A 23,598-nucleotide genomic window follows, 5' to 3' on the forward strand; every position below is an offset into this window, starting at 1 on the left:
CCTGGTCCTATGGGGGTGAGAAAGCACCGGCCGCGGTGACGGCCGGCCTCGCGCGGCGGCCTCCGGCGCCGCCGTCGTGCTGTCGATGATCGAGCCGTCCGAGCCGGCATCCATCGAGAATGCTCTCGGCCGCCGCCAGGGGATGTCCGTCGCCACCGCGGAGCAGCCGCTCGTCGCCGCGCGCGCCCCGGAGGATCGCGCTCTTGAGCGGACCCGCGAGATGCGCGCAGTTGATCATGTTGGCCCCGGTGACGATCCCGTCCCGGAAGGAGAACAGGGCGTAGCCTCCGTCCTCGGCGTCGCCGAACGCCACATGGCGGACGTCGCCGTCGCCGGGCTGGATGTCGCCGACATGGGCGTAGGTCCAGTCGAAGAACGGGCTGACGTGCTGCGGCAGGGCGCCGGGCAACGCGGCGTCGACGCCCGCGACCTGCCGGCCGGCGACCCTCCCCTGCGCGCAGGCGTTGCCCCAGGTCCCGAGCCAGTCGTGCCGCCCGGTGATCGGGTTCAGGGCCTGGCAGGCGTCGCCGGCCGCATAGAGGCCGTCCGCGCTGGTCCGCATGCGCTCGTCGGTCAGGACGGCCTGATCGATCGTCACCTGGCCGCAGTCGAGGAAGGCGAGGTTCGGGCGGATGCCGGTGCACACCAGGAGGATGTCGGCCGGCTCGGTGGTGCCATCGGACAGCCGGCACAGAACCCCGTTGCCGGTGTCCTCCACGCCCGCGATGGTGCAGCCGAGCCGGACGTCGACGCCGCGGGCTTCGATGTAGCGCCTGAGCACCGCCGCCACGGCCGGATGGGTGCCGCGCGACAGCACCTGGCGTCCGCGCCCCAGGAGCACGACGGCGATGCCGCGCCGGGCGAGGATCTCCGCCATCTTCATGCCGACCAGCGACACGCCGAACACGATCGCCCGGCGGGCGGTGAGCATCTGCTCGTCCAGCCTCCGGGCCGAGGCCGCGTTCCGCAGCGTGAAGGCGTGCGCGGACTCGCGCAGTCCGGGGATGGGGGGAACGGCGGGAGCGGCGCCGGTGGCGATCAGGCAGGCGTCGTAGGCGACCGTGCGGCCGTCGCCGAGCGTGATCCGCCGGCGGTCCGGATCGAGCGCGACGACCGGCTCGCCCAGCCGACACGCGACATCGTGATCGCGGTAGAAGCCGGCCGCGAGGGGATAGCATCCCGCCCAGGGGATCTTCCCCTTGAAATAATAGGGGGACAGCATCGGATTGAAGGCCGGCTCCGCCACGTCGGAGACCAGCAGGATCTCGCCGCGGTATCCGGACAGCCGCGCCGCCTCGGCCGCGGACACCGCGGCGCCGCCGTTTCCGAGGATGACGAACCGTCCGTTTCGCACGGCCTACGCTCCGTCCGGGACGGTGCCGCGGCCGAGCGATTCGAGCAGCCGGACGGAAGCAGCCTCGGCCTTCCTGGCGCTGAGCTCCTCGACGGGGCCGCACTGGAGGGCGCGGGTCGGGCAGACCCGCACGCAGGCCGGCGTCAGGCCGTGGTCGAGCCGGCCATGACACAGATCGCACTTGTCCATCCGGCCGTCGGACGCGAACTGCGGCGCCCCGAAGGGACACGCCAGCTCGCAGCTGTGGCAGCCGATGCAGAGGTCACGCGCGACCAGCACGGCGCCGTCGGAGTCCCGGCGCGAGATGGCCCGCGTCGGACAGACGAGAACGCAGGGAGCGTCGCCGCAGTGCTGGCAGGCGATCGAGAAATGCGAGACGCGTACGTCGGGATACGCCCCCGCCTCGTGATCGGTCACGTGGCGGAAGGCGACCGCCTCGAGGTCGTTCTGGTCCTGGCAGGCGACGATGCAGGCGCGGCAGCCCGAGCAGCGGCTGGGGTCCAGGGAGAAGGCGTACTGGGTCACCGGGAGCCTCCGTTCGCGGCGGGACGGGGCCGCACCTCGCACATCAGCGACCGGTAGCCCGGATGCCCCGAGACGGGATCGAGGTAGTCCGGATCGATCAGCTCGTTGGCGTCGGCCCCGGGATAGCCGTGGATCATGTTGACGACGCCGGGCGCGACATACTCGGTCACGTTGGCGCGCACCTGCAGGGCGCGCCGCGGCGTGGCGATCTCCACCCACTGGAGATGCGCGATACCGCGCGCGTCGGCATCGGCGGGGTTGATGTCGAGGGTCGGGTCGGGATGCAGCCTGCGCAGCCACGGGACCCGGAAGGTGCGGCCGTGGATGTACATCGGCAGGCGCGACCCGGTCGTGAGGATCAGCGGGAAGTCCCTGGCGAGCTCGGGCGTCGAGACGGGGCTCTGCATCGGCTCGCGATAGACCGGCAGGGCGTCGAGGCCGTGCTCGGCCAGGACCGTGGAGGTGAACTCCATCTTCTTCGACGGAGTCGGGAACCCAGTCTTGCGGTACTTCTCGTAGGGCGTCTCGGGACGGCCGGCGAGAAACATGCCGCCGGGATGGTTCTCGAGCTCGGCGATCGACAGGCCGGCCGGCGCGAAGATCCACTCCAGGCAGGCCGCGTGTCCCTGGGCCATCAGCTCGTCCTCGGGCGTGAGCCGCTTCGCCAGATCGATGATGATGTCGACGTCGGGGCGCGACTGGCCGACCGGGGCGATCGCCTGCTCGGTCCAGATGGCGTAGCGGTTCGGGCTGATCGAGAACTCGTTCCGCTCGAACGTGCTGCAGGCCGGCAGGACGATGTCGGCCAGCTTCGCCGACTCCGTCATGAACAGCTCCACGTCGACGAAGAAGTCGAGCGCCCGCAGGGCCTCGCGCATGTGGTCGGGCGCCGGCCACATCCGGTGATTCAGGCCGAAGCCGACGATCGCCCGGATCGGATAGGGCGCGCCGCCGAGGATCTGCTCCGGCAGGGCCATCGCCTGTCCCTGCGGCACGGTCCTGCACCAGACCGGGAACCGGTCCTGGCCGACCCGCGGCGCCATCTCGGCCCAGGGCCGGGTCTGCTCGAAGGCGTGCTCGCGATGCGCCAGGCCGGTCGGGCGGTAGTAGCTCGACGGAACGATGTGGTTGCCGCCGGGACGATCGAAATTGCCGGTCAGGCCGATCAGCGCCGTGACGGCGCGGTGGTTCTGCACGCCGTTGGTGTGGTGGATCGTCGTGCAGGCGCTGGTGACCAGCGCCGCCGGCTTGGTCGTCGCGTAGAGCCGGGCCGCCGCGACGATCGTCTCGCGCGGAACGCCGGTGATCCGCTCCGTCACGTCGGGCGTGAACTGCCGGGCGTAGTCGCGGTACTGCTCGAATCCCTGGGTCCAGGCCTCGACGAACGCGCGGTCGTGGAGCCCCTCCTCGATGATCACGTGGGCCATGCCCATCGCCAGCGCCCCGCAGGTTCCCGGGCGCAGCCGCAGATGGATGTCGGCGCGCTCGGCCGGCAGCGACCGGAGCGGGCCGACGTCGATCAGCTTGGCGCCCCGGTCGAGGGCGTCGAGGATGCGGTTTCCCAGGGGCGCCTGGGAGTAGAACAGGTTGGTGCTCCAGTTGAGGATGCAGCGCGTCTGGTCGATCTCGGCGCCGCCCTGCTGGCCCAGGCCGTAGCCGTAGGTCAGGAGGCCGGCGATCGTGGTCCCGGCGAAGCACGTGCTCGACTCGGTGCAGTAGTTCGGCGAGCCGAAGGTGTGCGCCAGCCGCTTGAGGAACGGCCGCATGACCTTCGGATACCCGGCGAAGAAGACGACGGATTCGGGACCGGATTCGATCTTGAGCGCGCCGAGGCGCGCCGCGATGCGGTCGAGCGCCTCGTCCCAGGAGATCGGCGCCCAGCGGCCCTCGCCGCGCTCGCCGATGCGGAGCAGCGGCGTCTGCAGACGATCCGGATTGTAGACCCACTGGCGGCTCGCCGCGCCCTTCGAGCACAGGGTCCCGTCGTTCACCGGATTGCCGGGCGAGCCCTCGACCTTGATCAGGCGGCCGTCCTTCACATAGGCGTCGACCAGGCACTTGTACTCGCAGATGGAGCACAGGGTCTTCCTGATCGCGATCCCGGTGTCTTCGCCGGGAATCTTCGCGTCGACCCGCAGGTCGCGGCCGTGTCGGCTGAGCATGTCAACACCCGGCAATCACGATGCCGGCCCCTTCGCGTGTCGAGCGTCCTTCGGCGTCGCCGACGCTCCACCGGTGTCCGCGGCAAAGGGGGTCGCGCCGTCGCGCCTGACGGCTTGCCGTTGACTTGTCGAACCGTTCACGGCAAGGTGGAGTAACGCCGTTACGGTAACTACGTTACTATGCTTCCAAGGTACCGGAGTCAATCCGGGACAGCCCGTGACACGGCCCGGCGGGTCGCGATAGACCGCGGCGGCACGCAGTCGAGCGGAGAGCGACATGAGTCCGGCCAGGAAGCCCGCCGTCGAGACCGACGCCAATGGTGGCGGCGTTCTCGCCATCGCGCGGGCCCTGCAGGTGATCGAGATCCTCGCCGAGGCGAGCGGCGGCCTGTCGCTGTCCGAGCTCGCCCGCCGGCTCGACGTCAACAAGCAGGTCGCGACCCGCATCACCGAAAGCCTGGAGGGCGCCGGTTTCATCTTCCGGCAGCCGGCGTCGGACCTGCTGTTCCTCAGCTACCGGGTCTGCAACATCGGCGAGCGGATGCTGCACAGCGCCGGGCTGCTGGAGCAGTGCAGCGCCGTGCTGCGCAGGCTCGCCGACCAGACCGGCGAGCTGGCGCGCCTCGCCGTGGTCGAGCAGGAGAACCTGTTCTGGGTGCTGGCGGCGGCGAGCCAGAAGCGCATGCTGCAGATCAATCCGCTCTACACGCCGGGCATCAAGCTGCACGGCACCGCGACCGGCAAGGCGTGGCTGTCGACCCTGCCGGACGCGCGGGTGCGGGCGATCCTGACCCGGCGCAAGCTCGCCACCTGGACCCCGAACACGATGACCGACATGGGCCGGATCCTCGCCGACCTCGCAGAAGTGCGGCGGCGCGGCTGGGCGACCGCGATCGAGGAGAGCGAGCCCGGCGTCAGCGCCGTCGCGGCGCCGATCACGATCGTCGACCTCGATCGCCGGACCCGGTGCGTCGGCGTGATCAGCTTGGCGGCGCCGACCGGCCGCATGGAGCGCGACGCGCTGCCCGCCGCGGCGCGGCTGGTGGCCGACGCCGCCCGGCGCGCCGGCCAGATGTGGCCGATCACCACGGTCGAGCACGTCCGCGCCGAGGTCTCCGGCGGCCTGCGCGGCGACCGGACTTAGCGACGTAGCGGCGTCGCCTGCATGGAGCGGCGCTCCGCACGAGCGCCGCGGAATGCGGGGAAGGCCGGAGGACGCCTACATCTTCACCGGATAGACCGGCTTCTCGCCGGACAGCACGCGGGCGACGTCGCTGGCGCACTTGGTCTCCAGCTCGAGCAGCGCCTCGATGGAGTAGAAGCCGGTGTGCGGCGTGATCACCACGTTGTCGCGCCCGAGCAGGGCCGAATCCTTCGGCAGCGGCTCGTTGGTGACGACGTCGAGGCCGGCGGCCGCGACCTTGCCGGAATCGAGCGCCCGGACCAGCGCCGCCTCGTCGATCAGCGGCCCGCGCGCCGTGTTCACGATCATCACGCCCGGCTTCATCTTGGCGAAGGCGTCGTCGTTCACGAGGCCGCGCGTCGACGGCAGCAGCGGCGCGTGCACCGAGATCAGGTCGGAGCGGGCGTAGAGCTCGTCGAGCGTGACGCTCTCGACATTGGCCTGCTCGAACATCTCCTTCGGGAGGTAGGGATCGGAGGCGATCACCTTGAAGCCGAAGGACTGCGCCTTCGGGGCGAGGTTGCGCGGGATGCCGCCGAAGCCGATCAGGCCGAGCGTCAGGGTGTTGAAGCGCCGCAGCGGCACCACCACCGGCATCTTCCACTCGCCGCTCTGCACCGAGGTGTTGGCCAGCGGAATCTTCCGGGCGATCGAGAGCAGCAGCGCCATCGCGTGGTCGGACACCTCGTGCAGGCAGTAGTCCGGCACGTAGGTGACGACGATGCCGAGCTCCTTCGCGGCCGGGATGTCGATGTTGTCGACGCCGAGGCCGAAGCGGCCGATCACCTTCAGCTTCTTGCACTCGCGCAGGAGCTCGCCCGGCAGCTTGGCGTAGGTGACCAGGATGCCGTCGGCGTCCCGCGCCGCCGCCAGGATGTCCTCGGCCGAGGGGCTCTTCGCCTGGATCACCTCGGGATCGATGCGGGCCAGCGCCTCCTTGGCGGGATCGAGCGACGGGAACGGGCTGTCGGTGACGACGATCTTGAACTTGCTCATGGATCGCTCCGGGGCGTGGCGGGCAGTCGGATACGGGATCGGGGACCGGGTGTCGGGCGGCCGGGCCGGCCTCAGGTGGTCGGCCCGGCGAAGTCGAACAGGTTCGGCGGCGCCTTCCCCTGCACCAGCGCGATGGCGTTGACCGCGACGATGCGGGCCATCTCGGCGCGCAGGTCGGCGACGGCGCTGCCGAGATGCGGGGTCAGCACCACGTTGCTCATCGACAGGAGCTCGGCCGGCACCTGCGGCTCGTGCTCGAACACGTCGAGCCCGGCGCCCGCGATGGTGCCGGTCTGCAGGGCGCGGACCAGCGCCGCCTCGTCGACGATCGGGCCGCGCGACGTGTTGACGAAATAGGCGGTCGGCTTCATCAGCGCGAACTCGCGTTCGCCGATCGAGTGGTAGGTGTCCTCGCGCAGCGGCGAGTGCATCGAGACGAAGTCGGACTGCCGCAGCAGGTCGTCGAGCGGGGCCCAGGTGAGGCCCCATTCGCGCTCCTCCGCCTCCGGCTTGCGCCGCGGCGTCGAATAGAGCACGCGCATGTCGAAGCCGCTGCAGCGGCGGGCGACCAGCTTGCCGATGCGGCCGCCGCCGCCGATCAGGCCGATGGTCTTGCCGGTCACGCCGAGGCCGAGCATGTAGTTGGACTGGCCGCCCGGATAGATGCCGGCGCGCACCAGCCGGTCGCCCTCCAGCACCCGGCGGGCGCAGGCGAGGATCAGCGCCATCGCCATGTCGGCGGTCGCCTCGCTCACCATCGGCGGAATGTTGGTGAGCGGGATGCCGCGCCGCTCCATCTCCTTGATGTCGATGAGCTGCGGATGGATGCCCATCCAGGCGATGCCCTTGAGGTTCGGGTTGGCGGCGACCACGTCGGCGTCGACCTTGTCGTGCAGCAGGCAGAACAGCACGTCGGCGCGCTTCACCCCCTCGATCATGGTCGCCTTGGCGATCGGCGCGGTGGCGTCGGGATGGACCTCGACGTCGGCGACCTCGCGCATCATCTCGACGGCGGCGGGAGCGATCGGCTGGGTGACGAAGATCCTGGGGCGCATGCGTGCATCCGTTGCGGCAGGGCCGGAGGCCGCGGCGCGACCTCGGAAAAGGGGACGGTGACGGTGCGACGGGTCGCGGCGGGCGACCGAAGAGGGCGCGCCCGGACGGCGCCGGGCGCGACGCGCCAGCCCGTTCCGAACGACGTGACGCGAGTCTAGACAGGCGATTCCGCGTTTAGAAGCCCCCGTTCCGGCATACGCTCCCCCTCGGAAACGCAACTCACGCGGCGGTCGGGGCGCCCGGCTGACGGAGCGGGTGTGCGGATGCGAAAGCCTCGATCGCGCTGCACGTTTCGGCGATCCGCCGGACCGTCGGGAAGGCCACGGTGTCGACCTCGAAGAAGCCGGCACCGGCCACCTGGCTGACCAGGCAGATGTCGGCGAGCGACACCGTGTCGCCGTGACAGAAGCGCCCGGTCTCCGGCTCGCCGGCGAGCCGCCGCTCCAGCGCGGCGAGGGCCGTGCGAATCCAGTGCCGGCACCATTCGGTGCGGGCCGGCTCCGGCAGGCCGAGCTCCCGCTCCAGATACTCGCGCACCCGCGGCACCATCAGCGGATGGCTGTCGGCCGCGATCATCAGGGCGAGGCTGCGCACCCGGGCGCGGCCGCGCGGATCGGGCGGCAGCAGCGGCGGCTCCGGCCGCGTCTCGTCGAGATACTCGATGATGGCGAGCGACTGGACGAGCGGCGCGCCGCCGCCGTCGTCGACGAAGGCGGGCAGCGCGTGCATCGGATTGACGGCGTCGAAGGCGTCGCCGTGCTGGTCGCCCCGGGTCAGGTCGACCGTGACGATCTCGTCCGGCACGACGCCCTTGAGCGCCAGCGCGACCCGCACCCGATAGGTCGCGAGCGACCGCCAAAAGGAATAGAGCGTCGTCACGACATCCTCCCTGAGTGGCCTGCACCTCTCGTCGGCCCGAACCGTCATCATCGACCGGCCGGGACCGAGCTACCCCTTCGGGCCGCCGGTGTCGGGCGAAAGGCCGACCGCCTCGATCCCGGCGACGGCGCAGACCTCGTCGCGGTCGGAGGTGTCGCCCGAGATGCCGACGGCGCCGATCACCGCACCGCGGTCGTCGCGGATCAGCACGCCCGAGGGGACCGGCACGACCCGGCCGCCCGACGCCGCCATCAGGGCGTTGACGAAGGCCGGATTGACCTTCGCCCGTTCGACATAGTCGCGCGAGCCGAAGCCCATGCCGAGCGCCCCCCAGGCCTTCCCGAACGCCACCTCGAACCGCATGATGCCGGAGCCGTCCTCGCGCTTGGCGGCGACCAGATGGCCGCCGGCGTCGAGCACGACGACGGTGAGCGGATCGCACGCCGTCTCGCGCCCCTTGGCGAGCGCCGCGTCGACGATCGCGCTCGCCTGCGACAAACCGACCGATGTCATGGTTCTTCCCCTGTCGTGGCGGCGACCGGACGGCCGAGCCGGCCTCGGGCCGGCGCCCGAGAGCCCGCAGGCCGGGAGCCTGCATACAGAGTATCGAGACGCGCCGTCGGGCCGTCCGCCTTGTGCGCCGGGCACGATAGGCGATCGCTGCACGCATAGAAAGGTCCCTTGAAAGCCGGCGCCCCGACCGGCTAGCGTCGATCCCTCTCGCCTTCACGACTCTCAACCACAAGACCACCAGACAAGGCGTGACGCCGGCGGCGTCGGCACGGAACGGGAGACGAACACAATGGCGGCTCGGTCGAAGGGCGCGGTCGGCATCGTCGGCCTCGGCATCATGGGCGGCGCGTTCGCCAGGAACCTGGTCGCGGCCGGATGGCGCGTCACCGGCTTCGACATCGATCCGGCGCGACGGCGCGCGATGGCGCGGGCCGGCGTGACGATCGCGCCGGACATCGCGGCCGCGGCCGCGGCGGCGCCGTTCGTGATCACCAGCCTGCCGAGCCCGCAGGCGCTGCGCGACGTCGTCGACGCGATCGTCGCGGCGAAGCTGCCGCCCCGGATCATTGCCGAGGCGTCGACCTTCACGCTGGAGGACAAGATCGCGGCCGAGAAGGCCCTGGGCAAGGCCGGCCACACGCTGCTCGACACGCCGATGAGCGGCACCGGCGCCCAGGCCGCCGTCAAGGACCTGGTCGTGCTCGCCTCCGGCGACAGCAAGGCGATCCGGACGATGCGGCCCGCCCTGGAGGCGTTCTCGCGCGTCGTCTACGATCTCGGCGTGTTCGGCAACGGCAGCCGGATGAAGTACGTCGCCAACCTGCTGGTGGCGATCCACAACGTGGCGAGCGCCGAGGCCATGGTGCTCGGCATGAAGGCCGGGCTCGACCCCAGGATGGTGCTCGAGGTGATCAAGGCCGGCGCCGGCACGTCGCGCATGTTCGAGGCGCGCGCCCCGATGATGGTGGCCGACAAGTACGATCCGCCCACCATGAAGATCAAGGTGTGGCAGAAGGACATGGACGTGATCGGCGCGTTCGCCGACAGCCTCGGCGTGCCGACCCCGACCTTCAACGCCACCATGCCGGTCTACGCGGCGGCCCGCTCGATGGGCCTCGGCATGCTCGATACCGGCGCGGTGTGCACGGTGCTGGAGACGCTCGCCGGAGTGAAGCGGAGCAAGGGCGCCGGCAGAGGCAAAGGGACGAGCAAGGCCGCCGGCAAGCCGCGGCGCGCCCGCTGACGCGCGCATAGCTGCGCGGCAGCCGTCGCGACGGGCGAGGACGGCCACCGGGCCGACCCGGACGGCCGCATGGTTCGAGGCGCGCTCCTGCGGAGCGCTCCTCGCCATGAGGAGAGAAAGGCGCACTCCCGCGGAGCGCCGCTCGCCGCGAGGAGAGAGACGGAGAAGAGATCGACCTCGTCAACGACCCGTCGACGGACCTCGTGAAGAAAGAGTCCGCGACCGACACATCAGGGAGAGACGCCATGGACACCAGATCAGACGCGGCGATCGTGTCGCGCTCGGAAACGCGCGACGGCATGCGGATCGACTGGAACGTGCCGATCACCATGGACGACGGCGTGGTGCTGCGCGCCGACGTCTTCGGCCCGGTGAAGCCCGGCCGCTACCCGGTCATCATGAGCTACGGGCCCTACGCCAAGGGCCTCGCCTTCCAGGACGGCTATCCCAGCGCCTGGACCCGGATGGCCGAGCAGCATCCCGACGTGACGGCGGGCTCGTCGAACCTCTACCAGAGCTGGGAGGTGGTCGACCCGGAGAAGTGGGTGCCGCACGACTATGTCTGTGTCCGGGTCGACTCGCGCGGCTGCGGCTGCTCGGAGGGCGTCGTCGACCCGTGGTCGCCGCGCGAGGCCAGGGACTTTCACGACTGCATCGAATGGGCGGCCGCGCAGGACTGGTCGAACGGCAAGGTCGGGCTGAACGGCATCTCCTACTACGGCACCAACCAGTGGCAGGTCGCCGGCCTGCAGCCGCCGCATCTCGCCGCGATGTGCATCTGGGAGGGCTTCGCCGATTTCTACCGCGACCTCTGCTACCACGGCGGCATCCTCTGCACCTTCGCCAAGAACTGGTACGACATGCAGGTGAAGACCGTGCAGTACGGCCTCGGCGAGCGCGGCGCGAGGAGCCGCGTCACCGGCGAGCCGGTGTGCGGGGGGAAGGCGCTGAGCGAGGAGGAGCTGGCGGGCAACCGCCGCGACTTCGGCGGCGACATCGCCGCTCACCCGCTCGACGACGACTGGCACAAGGGCCGCTCCGCCGCCTGGGACAAGGTGACGGTGCCGTTCCTCTCGGCCGCCAACTGGGGCGGCCAGCCGCTGCACCCGCGCGGCAATTTCGAGGGCTTCATGCGCGCGGCCTCGCCGGACAAGTGGCTCGAGGTGCACGGCATCGAGCACTGGACGCATTTCTACACCGACTACGGCCGCGAGCTGCAGCTGAAGTTCTTCGACCACTTCCTGCACGGCAAGGACAACGGCTGGCGCGAGCAGCCGCGCGTCTTCCTGCAGGTCCGGCACGTCGACCGGTTCGAGCCGCGGGCCGAGGCCGAATGGCCGCTCGCCCGCACCCAGTGGACCCGCCTGCATCTCGATCCGGCGACCCTGACGCTCGGCCGCGAGCCCTCCGGCCGCGAGGCGCGCACGAGCTTCGCGGCGGCGGGCGACGGCGTGACGTTCCTGTCGGCGCCGTTCCCCCACGAGACGGAGATCACCGGCCCGATGGCGGCGAAGCTGTTCGTCTCGTCGACGACCACCGACGCCGACCTGTTCCTGGTGGTGCGGGTGTTCTCGCCCGACATGAAGGAGGTGACGTTCCAGGGCGCCATCGATCCGCACGCGCCGGTGGCGCAGGGCTGGCTGCGCGCCTCGCACCGCAAGCTCGACCGGACCCTCTCGACGCCGTGGCGGCCCTATCACGCCCATGACGAGGAGCAGCCGCTGGTGCCCGGCGAGATCGCCGAGCTCGACGTCGAGATCTGGCCGACCTCGATCGTGGTGCCGGCCGGGTACCGGCTCGGTCTCACAGTGCGCGGCAAGGACTATGTCTGGCCGGGCGGCAGCGGCGGCAAGCTCTCCAACTTCAAGAACGAGCTCACCGGCTGCGGACCGTTCCTGCACGACGACCCGGACGACCGCCCGGCCGACGTGTTCGGCGGCACGACGACGCTGCACGCCACCGCGACCAGGCAGTCGTGGCTGCTGGTGCCGTTCGTCCCGGCGCCCGCCGGCGAGGCCCGCAGGGTCGAGCCGGCCGTGACCGGCGTGACCAGCCCGGTGCAGGGCGTCAGCGGCCGTCCGTCGGGCGTGAAGGGACGGTAGGACACGCCGCCTCTCCCGTTCCCCCCTCCCCGCTTCCGGTGTAGCGTGCCGCCGCACGCCGCACCGTGCGGCGGGGAGGAGTATCGCGCATGCACCGGATCCGGAACGCCGTCGCGCTCGGCGCCCTGCTCGCGCTCGCCGCCTGCGCCAGCGGCTCCGACGGGCCGTCGCCCGAGGCGGCCGCCGCGCCGCCGCCCACCGCGGCCGGCGCCGGGCTCGAGATCCAGGACCTCAAGGTCGGCACCGGCGCCGAGGCGCGCCCCGGCCGGCGCGCGCGGGTGAACTACACCGGCAAGCTGACCGACGGCACGACCTTCGACACCTCGATCGGGCGCGCGCCGTTCACCTTCGCGCTCGGGGCCGGCCAGGTGATCAAGGGCTGGGACCAGGGCGTCGCCGGCATGAAGGTCGGCGGCAAGCGCCGGCTCGTCATCCCGCCCGAGCTCGGCTACGGCCCAGCCGGCGCCCCGCCCAAGATCCCGCCGAACGCCACGCTGGTGTTCGAGGTGGATCTGCTGGGCGTGGAATAGGCGGCGCTCGCAGGCGACGCTCGGCGTCCGTTGTGACGCGCCGGAAAGCCTTCTATACAGACTGCGGGTCGCCCTCTGGCGCATCCGGGCGCATCGTCCGGACCGCGCCGGCACCGGACGGCCCCGGCAGGCGGTTCGGCGAGCCCGGTCCCCGGCTCCATCTCCGCATCGGGCAGCTTCCGCCCCGCCCTGTCTGCTTCCGACCCCAAACCGAGACGCAGTCAGCACGAGAAGGAGTCGCCGCATGGCGAACGACTGGAACCGTTACGGCCCCAGCGCCGCGCGCCCGCAGGGCCGGCCGGGCCGCGAGGTCCGCCCGCGGAGCGTGACCATCGACATCCACTCCCACGTGGCGGTGCCGCGCGCCGCCGAGTTCGCCAGGCCGCATCTCGACTGGTCGACCATCCCGCTCGCCCACTTCTCGACGCCCGAGACCAAGGCCCTCAACCAGCGGCAGGACGCCGAGCGCACGCCGCAGATGACCGGCGTCTCCGAGCGGCTCGCCGATCTCGACGCCATGGGGCTCGACCTGCAGGTCATCATGTGCCCGCCGCCCCAGTGCTACTACACGGTGCCGCTCGACGTCGCCGTGCCGGCGAGCCGCATGGTCAACGAGGGGCTCTCCGAATACGCCGCCAAGAATCCAGACCGTTACCTGGTGTTCGGCACCGTGCCGCTGTCGGACGGCGAGGAGGCGGCCAAGGAGCTCGAGCACTGCATGACGACGCTCGGGCACAAGGGCGTGCAGATCCTCACCAACGTCGCCGGCCGCGAGCTCTCGGATCCGGCCTTCGCGCCGTTCTGGACGAAGGCCGAGCAGCTCGGCGCCGTGGTGCTGCTGCATCCCAACGGCTTCACCGAAGGGCAGCGCCTCACCCGCTACTATTTCAACAACGTCATCGGAAACCCGTTCGAGACCACGATGGCGCTGCACTACCTGATCTTCGACGGCGTGCTGGAGCGCCACCCGGACCTGAAGATCGTCGCCGTGCACGGCGGCGGCTATCTGGCCGCCTATTCGGGCCGCATCGACCATGCCTGGGGCGCCCGCGCCGACACCCACGGCACGCTGCCGAACCCGCCGACCAGCTACCTGAAGAAGATCTACGTGGATTCGGTGGTGTTCACGCCGCACCAGCTCCGCGCTCTGGTCGAGGTGTTCGGTCCGGACCACGTGATCCTCGGCACCGACTATCCCTACGACATGGCCGAGTACGAGCCCGTCGAGCACGTCGTCTCCGCCGGCCTCGACGCCGACACGGTGGCGAAGATCTGCGGCGGCACCGCGAAGCGGCTGCTGGGGATCTGATCAGGTCTTGTTTCACCTCTCCCCAGCGGGGCTAGGTTGGGCGCACAATCGTGGTGTGGAACGAGGAGTCTGCGCCATCCTCGCTTCACCTCTCCCCAGCGGGGAGAGGTCGGGGCTCGCGCGCCAGCGCGAGCTCCGGGTGAGGGGGTGCTCACCTCACGATGGACTCATCGGCGCCGGTTCCCCCTCACCCCAACCCTCTCCCCGCCGGGGAGAGGGAGCCCCGCCATGCATGCGGCGAGGTCAGAGAACGACCGCACCGCGGCCTTGTGCACGCCCGGGAAACCCGCGTGAAAAATGTGCGCCTGACCTAGCCCCAGCGGGGAGAGGTGAAGAGAGGGCCGTTCGTCTCCTCACGCCTCGTGCAGAAAATCGAGCACCGCGGTCTCGGCCATCACGGCATGCGGGATGCCGTGCTCGCGCGAGCGGGCCTGCTCCTCGGCGGTCTGGGTCGCCTGCAGATAGGCGCCGAGATGGCGGGCGCGCTCGACGATGCGGCGGTTGACCGGCAGCCGCGCCGCCTCGAAGGCGCGCAGCGCCGCCGGCACGTCGTCGCTCTCGGCCACCGCATCGACCAGGGCCGCCGCGTCGTCGGCCGCCTTGGCGACGCCGGCCGCCACGTGCGGCCGCGCCACGCAGGCGGCGTCGCCGACGATCGCGATCCGCCCGAAGGCGAGCCGCTTCGCCTCGAGGTCGTAGATCGGCTGCAGGATCGGCTCCTCCATCAGGGCGACCAGGCCGGCGAGCTGCGGCGCCAGCAGGCGCCGCGCATCGGCCATCAGCTCGGCGATCGCGGTCCGGCGGATCAGCGGCGGCGGGATCGAGATCGCATGCGTGGTGCCGGTCGCGTCGGTGAGCAGGTCCCTGAGCCGGCCCGCCTCGTCGGCGGGGCGGTACCAGACGATGTTGTAGCGCCGGTGCCCGGACCGCAGGTCGTCGTCCGGGCCGGCCACGGGATACCCCAGGAACTGCTCACCGGGCGGCAGGCAGAACGTCATCCGCTCGAACAGCGCCGCATGGGCGGCGGGCGGGAAGTCGGTCTCCGCCAGAAGGCTGCGCCAGGCGACGTAGCCGGCATACTCCGGCACCACGGCGGGATCGCAGGCGTACCGCACCGTCGAGCGGATGCCGTCGGCGCCGACCAGGAGATCGGCCGCCTCGCTGCCGCCGTCGAGGAAGCGCGCGACGACGCCGGTGTCCGACTGCTCCACCGCGGCGAGACCGCGGCCGGCATGGTAATGCGCGGCCGGAAACGCGTCGCGCAGGAGCCGCCACAGGCGCTCCCAGGCGGTCAAGGTCTGCGGGCGGCTCATCCGGTCGGAGACGCTGCCGTCCGGCTCGACGATCTGCCGCGTCGTGATCGCGACCCCGAGCGCCCGGGTGTCGAGGCCGAGCCCGCGCAGCCGTGCGATCAGGTCGTCCTGGGCCACGATACCGGCACCGCGGCCGGACAGCGCGGTGGCGACCCGCTCGCAGACCTCCACGTCCCAGCCGCGCCGGCGCAGCAGCAGGCCGGTGAGCAGCCCGCTCATCGAGCCGCCGACGATCAGGGCGCGCCTGCCTCGTCCCGATGGACCGCTCATTCCCTCCTCCCGGTCTCGTTGTTATATCTTGTCGTATAACCCGGAGGACCCCCATGAATGCAACGACAAGCGCCCTGACCATGCTGGACAAGGCCGCCGCCGCCGTCGACACCTCCGCCTGGCCGGCGGAGATCCGCCGGGAGTTCGAGCGCGAGGCGGCGGCGCCGAACGGCTGCGTCGGCCACGAGCTCGTGTCGGAGACCGACAGGGTGCGGGTGTGGATGATCCGGCTCGCCCCCGGCGAACGCATCGGCTTCCACCGCCACGTCCTCGACTACTTCTGGACCGCCGTGACGGCGAGCCGCGGCCGCCAGCATCTGATGGACGGCACCACGGTGGAGTACACCTACCAGCCCGGCGAGACGCGGCACGAGACCTACGGCCCGGGCGAGTTCAAGGTGCACGACCTGGAGAACATCGGCGACGGCGAGATGGTGTTCCTGACCGTCGAGACGCTGCAGAGCAGCAATCCGCCGCTGCCGATCCCGGCGAGCGCGCGGCGACGGGCCGCGGCGGCGTGAGGGCGGCGTAGCCCGCGGCGGCGGCGCCGGGTGCGCGTCAGCCCGGCAGCCAGCCGTCGAGCAGCCCGAAGGTCTGCATCAGCAGCACGACGTTGAGCAGCGACACCACGACGGCGCCGATCACGGCGGCGCCCTGGAGCAGCGGGCCGTTGGCGTAGCGGCCCATGATGTCCTTGCGGCCCGTGAACCAGACCAGGGCGATCATCGGCACCGGCAGTGCGAAGCTCAGCACCACCTGGCTCAGCACCAGGGCGTTGGTGGCGTCGACGCCGAGCGCGACGACCACGAAGGCCGGGATCATGGTGACGAGCCGGCGCACCAGCAGCGGAATGTTGAAGCCGACGAAGCCCTGCATGATCAGCTGCCCCGCCATGGTGCCGACCACCGAGGACGAAACGCCGGAGGCGATCAGCGACACCAGGAACACGGCGGCGGCGCCGGCGCCGAGCAGCGGCGTGAGGGTCTTGTAGGCGGTCTCGATCTCGCCGACGTCGCTGTGGCCGAGATGGAAGGCGGCCGAGGCCATCATCACCATCGCCATGTTGACGAGGCCGGCGATGGCCAACGCGATCACCACCTCGCGGTTCGACCAGCGCAGCAGGGCGCGGCGCTCGCGCTCGTTGCGGGCCGGCGCGCGCGCCTGGGTCAGGCCGGAGTGGAGATAGATGGCGTGCGGCATCACGGTGGCGCCGATGATGCCGACCGAGATGGTGAGCGCCTCCGCCGACGGGATGCTCGGCGTCACCATGCCCTTCAGCGCCCCGCCCCAGTCGATCGGCGCGATGAACACCTCGATCAGGTAGCAGACGCCGATGATCGCCACCATGGCGCCGATGATCAGCTCCATGACGCGGAAGCCGCCGCGCTCGAACAGCAGGATGCCGTAGGTGATCACCGCCGTGATCGCCATGCCGGCCATCAGCGGGATGCCGAACAGGAGCGACAGGCCGATGGCGCCGCCGAGGAACTCGGCCAGGTCGGTCGCCATCGCGGCGATCTCGCCGACCCCCCACATGCCCCACACCACGGGCCGCGGGAAGTGGTCGCGCGACATCTCGGCGAGGTTCTGGTTGGTGACGATGCCGAGCTTGGCCGACAGGCCCTGGAACATCATGGCGACCAGGTTGGCGCCGAGCACCACCCACAGCAGCGTGTAGCCGTACTTGGCGCCGGCCTGGATGTTGGTCGCGAAGTTGCCGGGATCCATGTAGGCGATCGACGAGATCACGGCCGGTCCGGCGAACAGCAGGAACGAAAAGCCGCCGTGGCGGCGGCCGGCCAGCACGTCGCGGATGGCCTCGGTGGTGCGGTCGGAGCCCTGCTCGCCCGCGTCTCTGGCGGTATCGATCACCATGCAGCCCGGATCTCCATCCGGTTACTATAGCCGTTGCTATAAATTGGGTGAGTTGCTAATTCGTCAAGGGTCCCATCCGGCTTTGCCGGGGCAGCGGCGGGTGTTTTTTCACCGGCGAGGGGCGTAGACCGGGATCGGACAGGTGGAGGCCCGCCCGGCGCGGCGGATATGACAGGGCACCGGCAAGCGGCGACGCTCGGATGACGACCCGATGACGAGCAGACGACCACGGACCCGTCCGGCTGCACCGGCGCCGGCCGCGACGGCGGCGCCGGGCGTCACGGCCGAGACGCGGGCGGAGGGGTTCCGGCAGGCCCGGCACGCCCGCCGGGTCGAGCTCGCCGAGGATTATGTCGAGCTGGTCGCCGACCTGATCCGGGCCGGCGGCGAGGCCCGGCAGGTCGACATCGCGGCCCGGCTCGGGGTGGCGCAGCCGACCGTCGCCAAGATGCTCAAGCGGCTCGCCGAGGACGGGCTGGTGCAGCAGCGCCCCTATCGCGGCGTGTTCCTCACCGCCGCCGGCGAGGCGATGGCGGAGCGCGCCCGGGCCCGCCACCGGGTGGTCGAATCCTTCCTGTGCGCGCTCGGGGTCAGCCCGGAGACGGCGCGCCGCGACTCCGAGGGCATCGAGCACCACGTCTCCGAAGAGACGCTCGCCGCCATGGCGCGCTTCACGGCGCGAACCGGAAAGCCGCCGGACCGGGGCTGAGGCGCAACAGGTCCCCGCTCGCCGCCGGCGGGACGCGGGACGCGTGTCGCATCTCTCACCGCGTCGCGTCGCCGGCGTCGACCACGATCGTCTCCACCTCGCCGGCGCCCGAGCGGCGAAAGGCAGCCGCGGCGTCGTATTCGGGCGAGCGGAAGCAGGCGACGCCCTGCTCGAAGGTCGGGAACTCGATCACGACGAAGCGGTGGAACTTGTCCGGCCCTTCCATGATCTCGTAGCGGCCGCCGCGCGCCAGCACCTTGCCGCCGTACTTGCTGACGATGCCGGGCACCTGGTCGGTGTACTTCTTGTACTCGACCGGATCGTTGATCTTCGCACGGGCAACCCAGTAGGCCGGCATCGCGGTCTCCGTCATGGGGATCGGGCGCCTGCAGCGTCGGGCACCACGGCCGCCGCTGTCAAAAGCCTCGCCCGCATGGGGCGCGTGCAGAAATGCATCGCGCCGCCCGGCCGCTTGGCATGCAAACCGTCCGGTCTCCGCCGTGTCGGCCGCGCCGCGTGTTGACCGCGCGGCCGCGACCGCTACCATGACGGGACGATCGTCGCGGCTCGCCTCGATGCTGCGCCGCACCGACCGGACGGCCGAAGAGCCGGAGAGGACAACGGCGGTCAACGCCGATTCAGGGAGGAATGCCACGTGAGCAACACCGGTCACATCGACCGGCGGGGCCTGATGATCGGCGCCGCCGTTTCGGCTACCGCGATGAGCCTCGGACCGGCCTCGGGTCCGGCCCTCGCCGACGACTATCCGACCCGCGCCATCACGGTGATCAACCCGTTCCCGCCCGGCGGCGCCGCCGACGTGGTGGCACGGCCGTTCGCCTCGGTGGTCGAGACCATCGTCAAGCAGCCGATGGTGATCGAGACCAAGGCGGGCGCGGCGGGCGCGGTCGGCGCCCAGTTCGCTGCCAATGCCAGGCCGGACGGCTACACGCTCCTGATGCACATCGTCTCGATCTCCGGCTTCGCCGAGGTCGACCGGCTGTTCGGCCGCAAGCCGAAGTTCACCCGCGACGATTTCATTCCGATCGCCCGGCTGATCGCCGATCCCTGCGTGCTCGTCGTCAACGACCAGCAGCCCTACAAGACGCTGCAGGAGTTCATGGACGACGCGAGGAAGCGGCCGAACGCACTGATCTTCTCGTCGTCCGGCCTGTACGGCGCGCTGCATCTGCCGATGGCGCTGTTCCTCAAGGCCGCCGGCCTGCAGGTGCGCCACCTGCCGACCGCCGGCGGCGGCCCCGCCGTGACGGCGCTGATCGGCAACAACTCGCAGGCGCTGGTGTCGTCGATCGCGGCGGCCAGCGGCCAGATGAAGGCCGGCCGGGTGCGCCCGCTCGCCTGCTTCGGGGCGACGCGGGCCGCGTCGCTGCCCGACGTGCCGACCATGAAGGAGCTCGGCTTCGACATCGAGTACTATCTGTGGGTCGGCCTGTTCGCGCCCAAGGGCACGCCCGACGCGGTGGTGACGAAGCTGCGCGACGTCACCCGCGAGACGGTGAGGACCGACGCCTTCGAGAAGGCCATGAAGAACATCGGCCAGGACGTCGCCTATCTGGACCAGGCCGAGTTCAAGACCTTCTGGGACGCCGACGCCCGCCGCATCGAGGACGCCGTGCGCAGCATCGGCAAGGTGGAGGGATGAGAGGACGCACGAGCCTACCTGCGCCTGCGATCCGCTCCGGCAGTCGTCATGGCCGGGCTCGTCCCGGCCATCCAGGCTCTTCTTCACCGTGCGACCGGAAGGACGTGGATGCCCGCGACGCGCGCCGGCACGACGGCGCGGAGGAGGTCCGCTCTCGTCCAGCCGGTGGCCCGCGATGACGCTCCGCCGCGACACCGTGGCGGGCGCCGTGTTCGTGGCGATCGCCGGTCTCCTGTGGTGGCTGAGCGACGACCTGCCGGTCGGCTCGCTCGCCATGCCGGGCGCCGGCATGATGCCGATGATCGCCATCGGCCTCATCGCGCTGTTCGGCCTCGTGCTGCTGTTCCGCGGCGCGGCGAGCCCGCCGATCACGGCCGGGCACTGGAGCGACGCCGACCACGCGCTGCGGGTGATCGTGGCCACCGCGCTGGCGGCCTTCCTCTACACCCGGCTCGGCGTCCTGATCACCATGACGCTGCTGCTGTTCGGCCTCGTCGGCCTGGTCGAGCGCCGGCGCCTCGTCGCCGCCGCGCTGTTCGGCCTCGGCGTCGCGGCGGTGACCTGGTTCGTGTTCGGCACGCTGCTGAAGGCGCCCCTCCCCTCCGGATCGTTCTGGACCTGACGTGGAAGCCACAATCGACAGCCTGCTGCTCGGGTTCTCGGTCGCGCTGCGGCCGGACGTGCTGCTCTACGCCTTCGTCGGCTGCCTGGTCGGCACGCTGGTCGGCATGCTGCCCGGCATCGGCCCGCTCGCCGGCATCTCGATCCTGCTTCCGGTCACCTTCGGGCTCGACGCCACCAAGGCGATCGTCATGCTGGCCGGCATTTATTACGGCTCGCAGTACGGCGGCTCGACCACCTCGATCCTGATGCGCATCCCGGGCGAGGCCGCCTCGGTGATGACCTGCATCGACGGCTACGCCATGACCCGGCGAGGCCGCGGCGGCGCCGCGCTGTGCATCGCCGCGGTCGGCTCGTTCGTCGCCGGCACCTTCGGCGTGATCATGCTGACCCTCGTCGCACCGCCGCTCGGCGCCTTCGCGCTGCGCTTCGGCCCGCCCGAGTTCACGGCGCTGCTGGTGCTCGGCCTCGTCTTCCTCGCCTACATGTCGGCGACCTCGCTGGTGCGTACGCTGCTGATGGCGAGCGTCGGCCTGATGCTCGGCATGATCGGCATCGACGTGATGACCGGGCATTTCCGCTGGGCCTTCGACATCCCCGAGCTCGGCGACGGCATCGGCATCGTGCCGGTGGCGGTCGGCCTGTTCGGGCTCGGCGAGATCCTGTCGACCCCGAGCCGCACCGTCACGACCGCCGTGGTGGCGCCGCGGTTCCGCGAGCTGCTGCCGAGCCGCGCCGAGTGGCGCGAGGCGGCGGCGCCGATCGGCCGCGGCAGCGTGCTCGGCTTCCTGGTCGGGATCATCCCGGGCTCGGCCCACATCATCTCGAGCTTCCTGTCCTACGCGCTGGAGCGGCGGCTCTCGAAGACGCCCGAAGCGTTCGGCCACGGCGCCGTCGCCGGCGTCGCCGGGCCGGAATCGGCCAACAACGCGGCGTCGACCGGCGCCTTCGTGCCGATGCTGGCGCTCGGCCTGCCGACCGGGCCGGTGACCGCCGTGCTGATGGCGGCGCTGCTGATCCACGGCATCCCGCCGGGGCCGCAGCTCGTCACCGAGCACCCGAACGTGTTCTGGGGCTTCGTCGCCTCGATGTATGTCGGCAACCTGATGCTGCTCGCCCTCAACCTGCCGCTGGTCGGCCTGTTCGTCAGCGTGCTGCGCATCCCCTACGCCTATCTCTATCCGCTGATCGTCATGTTCTGCATCGTCGGCGTCTACGAGGTGAACCACTCGATCGTCGACGTGTGGATCATGCTGGCGATGGGCGTCGTCGGCTGGCTGCTGCGCAAGTTCGACTTCGACCCCGCCCCGCTCGTGCTCGGCCTCGTCATCGCCCCGATCCTGGAGATGAGCCTGCGCCAGTCGCTCGTCATGTCGAACGGGCACTGGACGATCTTCGTGCAACGGCCGATCGCCGCCGTGCTGCTCGCCCTCTGCGCCGTCCTGCTCGCTCTGTCGGCCGCCTCGCTCCTGCGCAGGCGGCGCGACTGGCGGGCCCGCCTCGCCGCCGAGGAGGCCGGCGAGCAGGCGTGAGCGGCCGCCGTCACCGGCGCGGCCGCGGGCCGCAGCCGCGGCACCGGACCAGAGCACCGGAACAAAGCATCGGCTCGTGCGTTGTCTCCATCCACGCCGACAGCGAGAGGATCAGATGGGCAAGTCATCCACCACGGCCGTGGCCGTCCTCACGGCGGCTGCCGTCACCATCGCGGGCTTCGGCTTCGCGCCGGCCCAGGCCGCGCCGGCCCGCAAGTCCGTGCCGGATCTGAGCAGCGGCACGGTCGACGCCGGCGCCCAGCGGCGCTACTACCGCGGCCGGGGCTATCGCGGCGTGCCGCCCGCCGTGCCGTGGGCGCTCGGCACCTTCGCCGCGACGGCGGCCACCATCGCGGCCGCCAACGCGGCCCGGCGCAACTATTATTACGCACCGGCGCCGTACGGCTACTACGCGCCGCCGCCGGCCTACGGGTATTACGGCCCGGGATACGCACCCTACGGCTATTACGACCGCTGGTGAGTCGCCGCGACCCGCCCGGCCGACGGCCGGGCGGGTCCGTGACGGCCGGGACTGCGATGGCGCTGCAACGCAGCGCCATTTTTTATGTGCAGTGCGGCTGTGCACGATGGCCGCGGCGCATTCGTCCGCTATCGTTCGTGCATGGCTGATTCGATCGATCGCCTGTTCCGGGCCGTGCAGGCCGCCCAGGGCGCGAAGCCGTCGAGCTCGCGAACGGCCCGGCTCGTCCATTCGGACCGCGCCAAGATCGCCAAGAAGGTCGCCGAGGAGGCGACCGAGGTGATCATCGAGGCGATGGACGACCACCACGACAACGTCGTGCGGGAGAGCGCCGACCTCGTCTACAACCTGACCGTCCTGTGGGCCGCCGTCGGCGTCACGCCGGGCGAGGTGTGGAAGGAGATGCACCGGCGCGAGCAGCTCTACGGCATCGCCGAGAAGCTCGCCAAGCGCCCCCCCAAGGCCCGCCGCAAGCGCGTCCCGCCAGAGGGCCTGCGCAAGCGCGGGTGAGCGGATCGCCGCCGCCGGCCGCCATCGGCCGCGAGGGGCCTCGGCGCCGCATGGACTTTCCGCGCCGCCCCGGCTAAGCAGGCGGCCATGTTGAGGAAGCTCTACAACTGGTGCATCGGCGCCGCGGGCAAGCCGCGCGCCGCCTGGGCGCTCGGGGCCGTGTCGTTCGCGGAAAGCTCGTTCTTTCCGATCCCGCCCGACACCATGCTGATCCCGATGGCGCTCGCGCGCCCGGACAAGGCGTATTACTACGCGCTCGTCTGCACCCTCGCTTCGGTGGCCGGCGGGGTGCTCGGCTACGCGATCGGGGCGTTCCTGTACGATTCGGTCGGCCTCTGGCTGATCTCGCTCTACGGCTACGGCGACAAGGTGGAGGCGTTCCGCGAGGCCTATGCGCAATGGGGCTCGCTGATCATCCTGATCAAGGGCGTCACCCCGATCCCCTACAAGATCGTCACCATCACGTCGGGCTTCGCCGGCTACAACTTCGCGCTGTTCGTGGTGTTCTCGGTGATCACCCGCGGCGCCCGCTTCTTCCTCTCCGCCTTCCTGCTGAACCGCTACGGCCCGGTCGCCCGCGAGCACATCGAGAAGCGGCTCGGCTTCTGGTTCACGATCTTCCTGATCGTGCTGATCGGCGGCATCGTCGCGGCCCTCTACGTCATGTGATCCGGGCCGGCCCCCGGGCCGGCGTCCTTTCGGATGGCGCCATGCGCGAACCGGGCCGCGACGCCCGGGCGCATGCGCGCGCGGCCGGTTCCCAGCCGCCCCG

22 protein-coding genes and 1 pseudogene are annotated in these 23,598 nt (G+C 71.0%); 13 read left to right on the top strand and 10 right to left on the bottom strand.

What is annotated here, in order from left to right; genetic code table 11:
• Window positions 1–7 precede the first annotated feature (7 nt).
• From J2S22_RS18955 to J2S22_RS18965, 3 genes are read right to left on the bottom strand one after another with little or no spacing between them, the layout of a single operon-like run.
• Window positions 8–1,354, bottom strand: coding sequence for an NAD(P)/FAD-dependent oxidoreductase (locus tag J2S22_RS18955; RefSeq protein WP_272779631.1), 1,347 nt, complete (start codon window positions 1,352–1,354; stop codon window positions 8–10).
• 3 nt (window positions 1,355–1,357) lie between these two features.
• Complete coding sequence (locus J2S22_RS18960) at window positions 1,358–1,879, bottom strand: 4Fe-4S dicluster domain-containing protein (protein WP_272779630.1); 522 nt, start codon at window positions 1,877–1,879, stop codon at window positions 1,358–1,360.
• Window positions 1,876–4,041, bottom strand: coding sequence for a molybdopterin-containing oxidoreductase family protein (locus J2S22_RS18965; RefSeq protein ID WP_272779629.1), 2,166 nt, complete (start codon window positions 4,039–4,041; stop codon window positions 1,876–1,878). The genes J2S22_RS18960 and J2S22_RS18965 overlap by 4 nt, the downstream gene beginning before the upstream one ends.
• A 277-nt stretch (window positions 4,042–4,318) precedes the next feature.
• Between J2S22_RS18965 and J2S22_RS18970 the strand changes: the two genes are divergently transcribed.
• Window positions 4,319–5,185 (top strand): IclR family transcriptional regulator, encoded by an 867-nt coding sequence (locus tag J2S22_RS18970; RefSeq protein WP_272779628.1) that lies wholly within the window; start codon window positions 4,319–4,321, stop codon window positions 5,183–5,185.
• Window positions 5,186–5,260: 75 nt separating this feature from the next.
• Here J2S22_RS18970 and J2S22_RS18975 read toward each other — a convergent pair whose 3' ends face one another.
• From J2S22_RS18975 to J2S22_RS18990, 4 genes are all read right to left on the bottom strand, one after another.
• The gene (locus tag J2S22_RS18975; RefSeq protein WP_272779627.1) at window positions 5,261–6,220 is read right to left on the bottom strand and encodes a C-terminal binding protein; all 960 of its coding nucleotides are present in this window, start codon (window positions 6,218–6,220) and stop codon (window positions 5,261–5,263) included.
• 71 nt (window positions 6,221–6,291) lie between these two features.
• Window positions 6,292–7,275 (bottom strand): 2-hydroxyacid dehydrogenase, encoded by a 984-nt coding sequence (locus tag J2S22_RS18980; protein WP_272779626.1) that lies wholly within the window; start codon window positions 7,273–7,275, stop codon window positions 6,292–6,294.
• 220 nt (window positions 7,276–7,495) lie between these two features.
• Window positions 7,496–8,155 carry a maleylacetoacetate isomerase gene (maiA, locus tag J2S22_RS18985; RefSeq protein ID WP_272779625.1) on the bottom strand — a complete coding sequence of 220 codons (660 nt, stop codon included), beginning with the start codon at window positions 8,153–8,155 and terminating at the stop codon, window positions 7,496–7,498.
• 69 nt (window positions 8,156–8,224) lie between these two features.
• On the bottom strand, window positions 8,225–8,668 hold the full coding sequence (locus tag J2S22_RS18990; RefSeq protein ID WP_272779624.1) for a GlcG/HbpS family heme-binding protein: 444 nt from the start codon (window positions 8,666–8,668) through the stop codon (window positions 8,225–8,227).
• Window positions 8,669–8,948: 280 nt separating this feature from the next.
• Here J2S22_RS18990 and J2S22_RS30930 point away from each other — a divergent pair.
• The 4 genes and pseudogenes from J2S22_RS30930 to J2S22_RS19015 form a co-directional block, all read left to right on the top strand.
• Window positions 8,949–9,911 (top strand): annotated as a pseudogene (locus J2S22_RS30930) (NAD(P)-dependent oxidoreductase); the annotation flags it as partial.
• Window positions 9,912–10,156: 245 nt separating this feature from the next.
• Complete coding sequence (locus J2S22_RS19005) at window positions 10,157–12,013, top strand: CocE/NonD family hydrolase (protein WP_272779623.1); 1,857 nt, start codon at window positions 10,157–10,159, stop codon at window positions 12,011–12,013.
• Window positions 12,014–12,102: 89 nt separating this feature from the next.
• Entirely contained in the window at window positions 12,103–12,543 is a 441-nt protein-coding gene (locus tag J2S22_RS19010) for an FKBP-type peptidyl-prolyl cis-trans isomerase (RefSeq protein WP_272779622.1), read from the top strand.
• Window positions 12,544–12,787: 244 nt separating this feature from the next.
• Window positions 12,788–13,852 (top strand): amidohydrolase family protein, encoded by a 1,065-nt coding sequence (locus J2S22_RS19015; protein WP_272779621.1) that lies wholly within the window; start codon window positions 12,788–12,790, stop codon window positions 13,850–13,852.
• 353 nt (window positions 13,853–14,205) lie between these two features.
• Here the strand turns inward: J2S22_RS19015 and J2S22_RS19020 are convergent, their stop codons facing one another.
• The gene (locus J2S22_RS19020) at window positions 14,206–15,435 is read right to left on the bottom strand and encodes an FAD binding domain-containing protein (RefSeq protein WP_272779620.1); all 1,230 of its coding nucleotides are present in this window, start codon (window positions 15,433–15,435) and stop codon (window positions 14,206–14,208) included.
• 53 nt (window positions 15,436–15,488) lie between these two features.
• Here J2S22_RS19020 and J2S22_RS19025 point away from each other — a divergent pair, with 53 nt between their 5' ends.
• Window positions 15,489–15,956, top strand: coding sequence for a cupin domain-containing protein (locus J2S22_RS19025; protein ID WP_272779619.1), 468 nt, complete (start codon window positions 15,489–15,491; stop codon window positions 15,954–15,956).
• Window positions 15,957–15,993: 37 nt separating this feature from the next.
• Here J2S22_RS19025 and J2S22_RS19030 read toward each other — a convergent pair whose 3' ends face one another.
• Window positions 15,994–17,310: an Nramp family divalent metal transporter gene (locus J2S22_RS19030; protein WP_272779618.1), complete on the bottom strand. Its 1,317-nt coding sequence runs from the start codon at window positions 17,308–17,310 to the stop codon at window positions 15,994–15,996.
• 211 nt (window positions 17,311–17,521) lie between these two features.
• Here J2S22_RS19030 and mntR point away from each other — a divergent pair, with 211 nt between their 5' ends.
• On the top strand, window positions 17,522–18,019 hold the full coding sequence (gene mntR, locus J2S22_RS19035; RefSeq protein ID WP_272779617.1) for a manganese-binding transcriptional regulator MntR: 498 nt from the start codon (window positions 17,522–17,524) through the stop codon (window positions 18,017–18,019).
• A 55-nt stretch (window positions 18,020–18,074) separates the two neighbouring features.
• On the opposite strand, the gene J2S22_RS19040 is transcribed toward mntR, so the two are convergent.
• On the bottom strand, window positions 18,075–18,392 hold the full coding sequence (locus tag J2S22_RS19040) for a DUF1330 domain-containing protein (RefSeq protein ID WP_272779616.1): 318 nt from the start codon (window positions 18,390–18,392) through the stop codon (window positions 18,075–18,077).
• A 282-nt stretch (window positions 18,393–18,674) separates the two neighbouring features.
• Here J2S22_RS19040 and J2S22_RS19045 point away from each other — a divergent pair, with 282 nt between their 5' ends.
• The 6 genes from J2S22_RS19045 to J2S22_RS19070 all read left to right on the top strand — a co-directional run bounded on the left by J2S22_RS19045 (window position 18,675) and on the right by J2S22_RS19070 (window position 23,495).
• Complete coding sequence (locus tag J2S22_RS19045) at window positions 18,675–19,682, top strand: Bug family tripartite tricarboxylate transporter substrate binding protein (protein ID WP_272779615.1); 1,008 nt, start codon at window positions 18,675–18,677, stop codon at window positions 19,680–19,682.
• A 175-nt stretch (window positions 19,683–19,857) separates the two neighbouring features.
• The gene (locus tag J2S22_RS19050; RefSeq protein ID WP_272779614.1) at window positions 19,858–20,304 is read left to right on the top strand and encodes a tripartite tricarboxylate transporter TctB family protein; all 447 of its coding nucleotides are present in this window, start codon (window positions 19,858–19,860) and stop codon (window positions 20,302–20,304) included.
• A 1-nt stretch (window position 20,305) separates the two neighbouring features.
• Complete coding sequence (locus J2S22_RS19055; protein ID WP_272779613.1) at window positions 20,306–21,835, top strand: tripartite tricarboxylate transporter permease; 1,530 nt, start codon at window positions 20,306–20,308, stop codon at window positions 21,833–21,835.
• A 115-nt stretch (window positions 21,836–21,950) separates the two neighbouring features.
• Window positions 21,951–22,316 (top strand): hypothetical protein, encoded by a 366-nt coding sequence (locus tag J2S22_RS19060; RefSeq protein ID WP_272779612.1) that lies wholly within the window; start codon window positions 21,951–21,953, stop codon window positions 22,314–22,316.
• A gap of 141 nt (window positions 22,317–22,457) precedes the next feature.
• Window positions 22,458–22,826, top strand: coding sequence for a phosphoribosyl-ATP diphosphatase (gene hisE, locus J2S22_RS19065; protein ID WP_272779611.1), 369 nt, complete (start codon window positions 22,458–22,460; stop codon window positions 22,824–22,826).
• An 87-nt stretch (window positions 22,827–22,913) separates the two neighbouring features.
• On the top strand, window positions 22,914–23,495 hold the full coding sequence (locus J2S22_RS19070; protein ID WP_272779610.1) for a YqaA family protein: 582 nt from the start codon (window positions 22,914–22,916) through the stop codon (window positions 23,493–23,495).
• Window positions 23,496–23,598 lie beyond the last annotated feature (103 nt).

The organism is Rhodoplanes tepidamans (genome assembly GCF_030813915.1).
Lineage (GTDB): Bacteria > Pseudomonadota > Alphaproteobacteria > Rhizobiales > Xanthobacteraceae > Rhodoplanes > Rhodoplanes tepidamans.

Coding starts and splice junctions, on each gene's coding strand:
- J2S22_RS18965 (WP_272779629.1), bottom strand. CDS start 4,041: ATGCTCAGCCGACACGGCCGCGACCTGCGGGTCGACGCGAAGATTCCC.
- J2S22_RS18970 (WP_272779628.1), top strand. CDS start 4,319: ATGAGTCCGGCCAGGAAGCCCGCCGTCGAGACCGACGCCAATGGTGGC.
- J2S22_RS18975 (WP_272779627.1), bottom strand. CDS start 6,220: ATGAGCAAGTTCAAGATCGTCGTCACCGACAGCCCGTTCCCGTCGCTC.
- J2S22_RS18980 (WP_272779626.1), bottom strand. CDS start 7,275: ATGCGCCCCAGGATCTTCGTCACCCAGCCGATCGCTCCCGCCGCCGTC.
- J2S22_RS18990 (WP_272779624.1), bottom strand. CDS start 8,668: ATGACATCGGTCGGTTTGTCGCAGGCGAGCGCGATCGTCGACGCGGCG.
- J2S22_RS19005 (WP_272779623.1), top strand. CDS start 10,157: ATGGACACCAGATCAGACGCGGCGATCGTGTCGCGCTCGGAAACGCGC.
- J2S22_RS19010 (WP_272779622.1), top strand. CDS start 12,103: ATGCACCGGATCCGGAACGCCGTCGCGCTCGGCGCCCTGCTCGCGCTC.
- J2S22_RS19015 (WP_272779621.1), top strand. CDS start 12,788: ATGGCGAACGACTGGAACCGTTACGGCCCCAGCGCCGCGCGCCCGCAG.
- J2S22_RS19020 (WP_272779620.1), bottom strand. CDS start 15,435: ATGAGCGGTCCATCGGGACGAGGCAGGCGCGCCCTGATCGTCGGCGGC.
- J2S22_RS19025 (WP_272779619.1), top strand. CDS start 15,489: ATGAATGCAACGACAAGCGCCCTGACCATGCTGGACAAGGCCGCCGCC.
- J2S22_RS19030 (WP_272779618.1), bottom strand. CDS start 17,310: ATGGTGATCGATACCGCCAGAGACGCGGGCGAGCAGGGCTCCGACCGC.
- mntR (WP_272779617.1), top strand. CDS start 17,522: ATGACGAGCAGACGACCACGGACCCGTCCGGCTGCACCGGCGCCGGCC.
- J2S22_RS19040 (WP_272779616.1), bottom strand. CDS start 18,392: ATGACGGAGACCGCGATGCCGGCCTACTGGGTTGCCCGTGCGAAGATC.
- J2S22_RS19050 (WP_272779614.1), top strand. CDS start 19,858: ATGACGCTCCGCCGCGACACCGTGGCGGGCGCCGTGTTCGTGGCGATC.
- J2S22_RS19060 (WP_272779612.1), top strand. CDS start 21,951: ATGGGCAAGTCATCCACCACGGCCGTGGCCGTCCTCACGGCGGCTGCC.
- hisE (WP_272779611.1), top strand. CDS start 22,458: ATGGCTGATTCGATCGATCGCCTGTTCCGGGCCGTGCAGGCCGCCCAG.
- J2S22_RS19070 (WP_272779610.1), top strand. CDS start 22,914: ATGTTGAGGAAGCTCTACAACTGGTGCATCGGCGCCGCGGGCAAGCCG.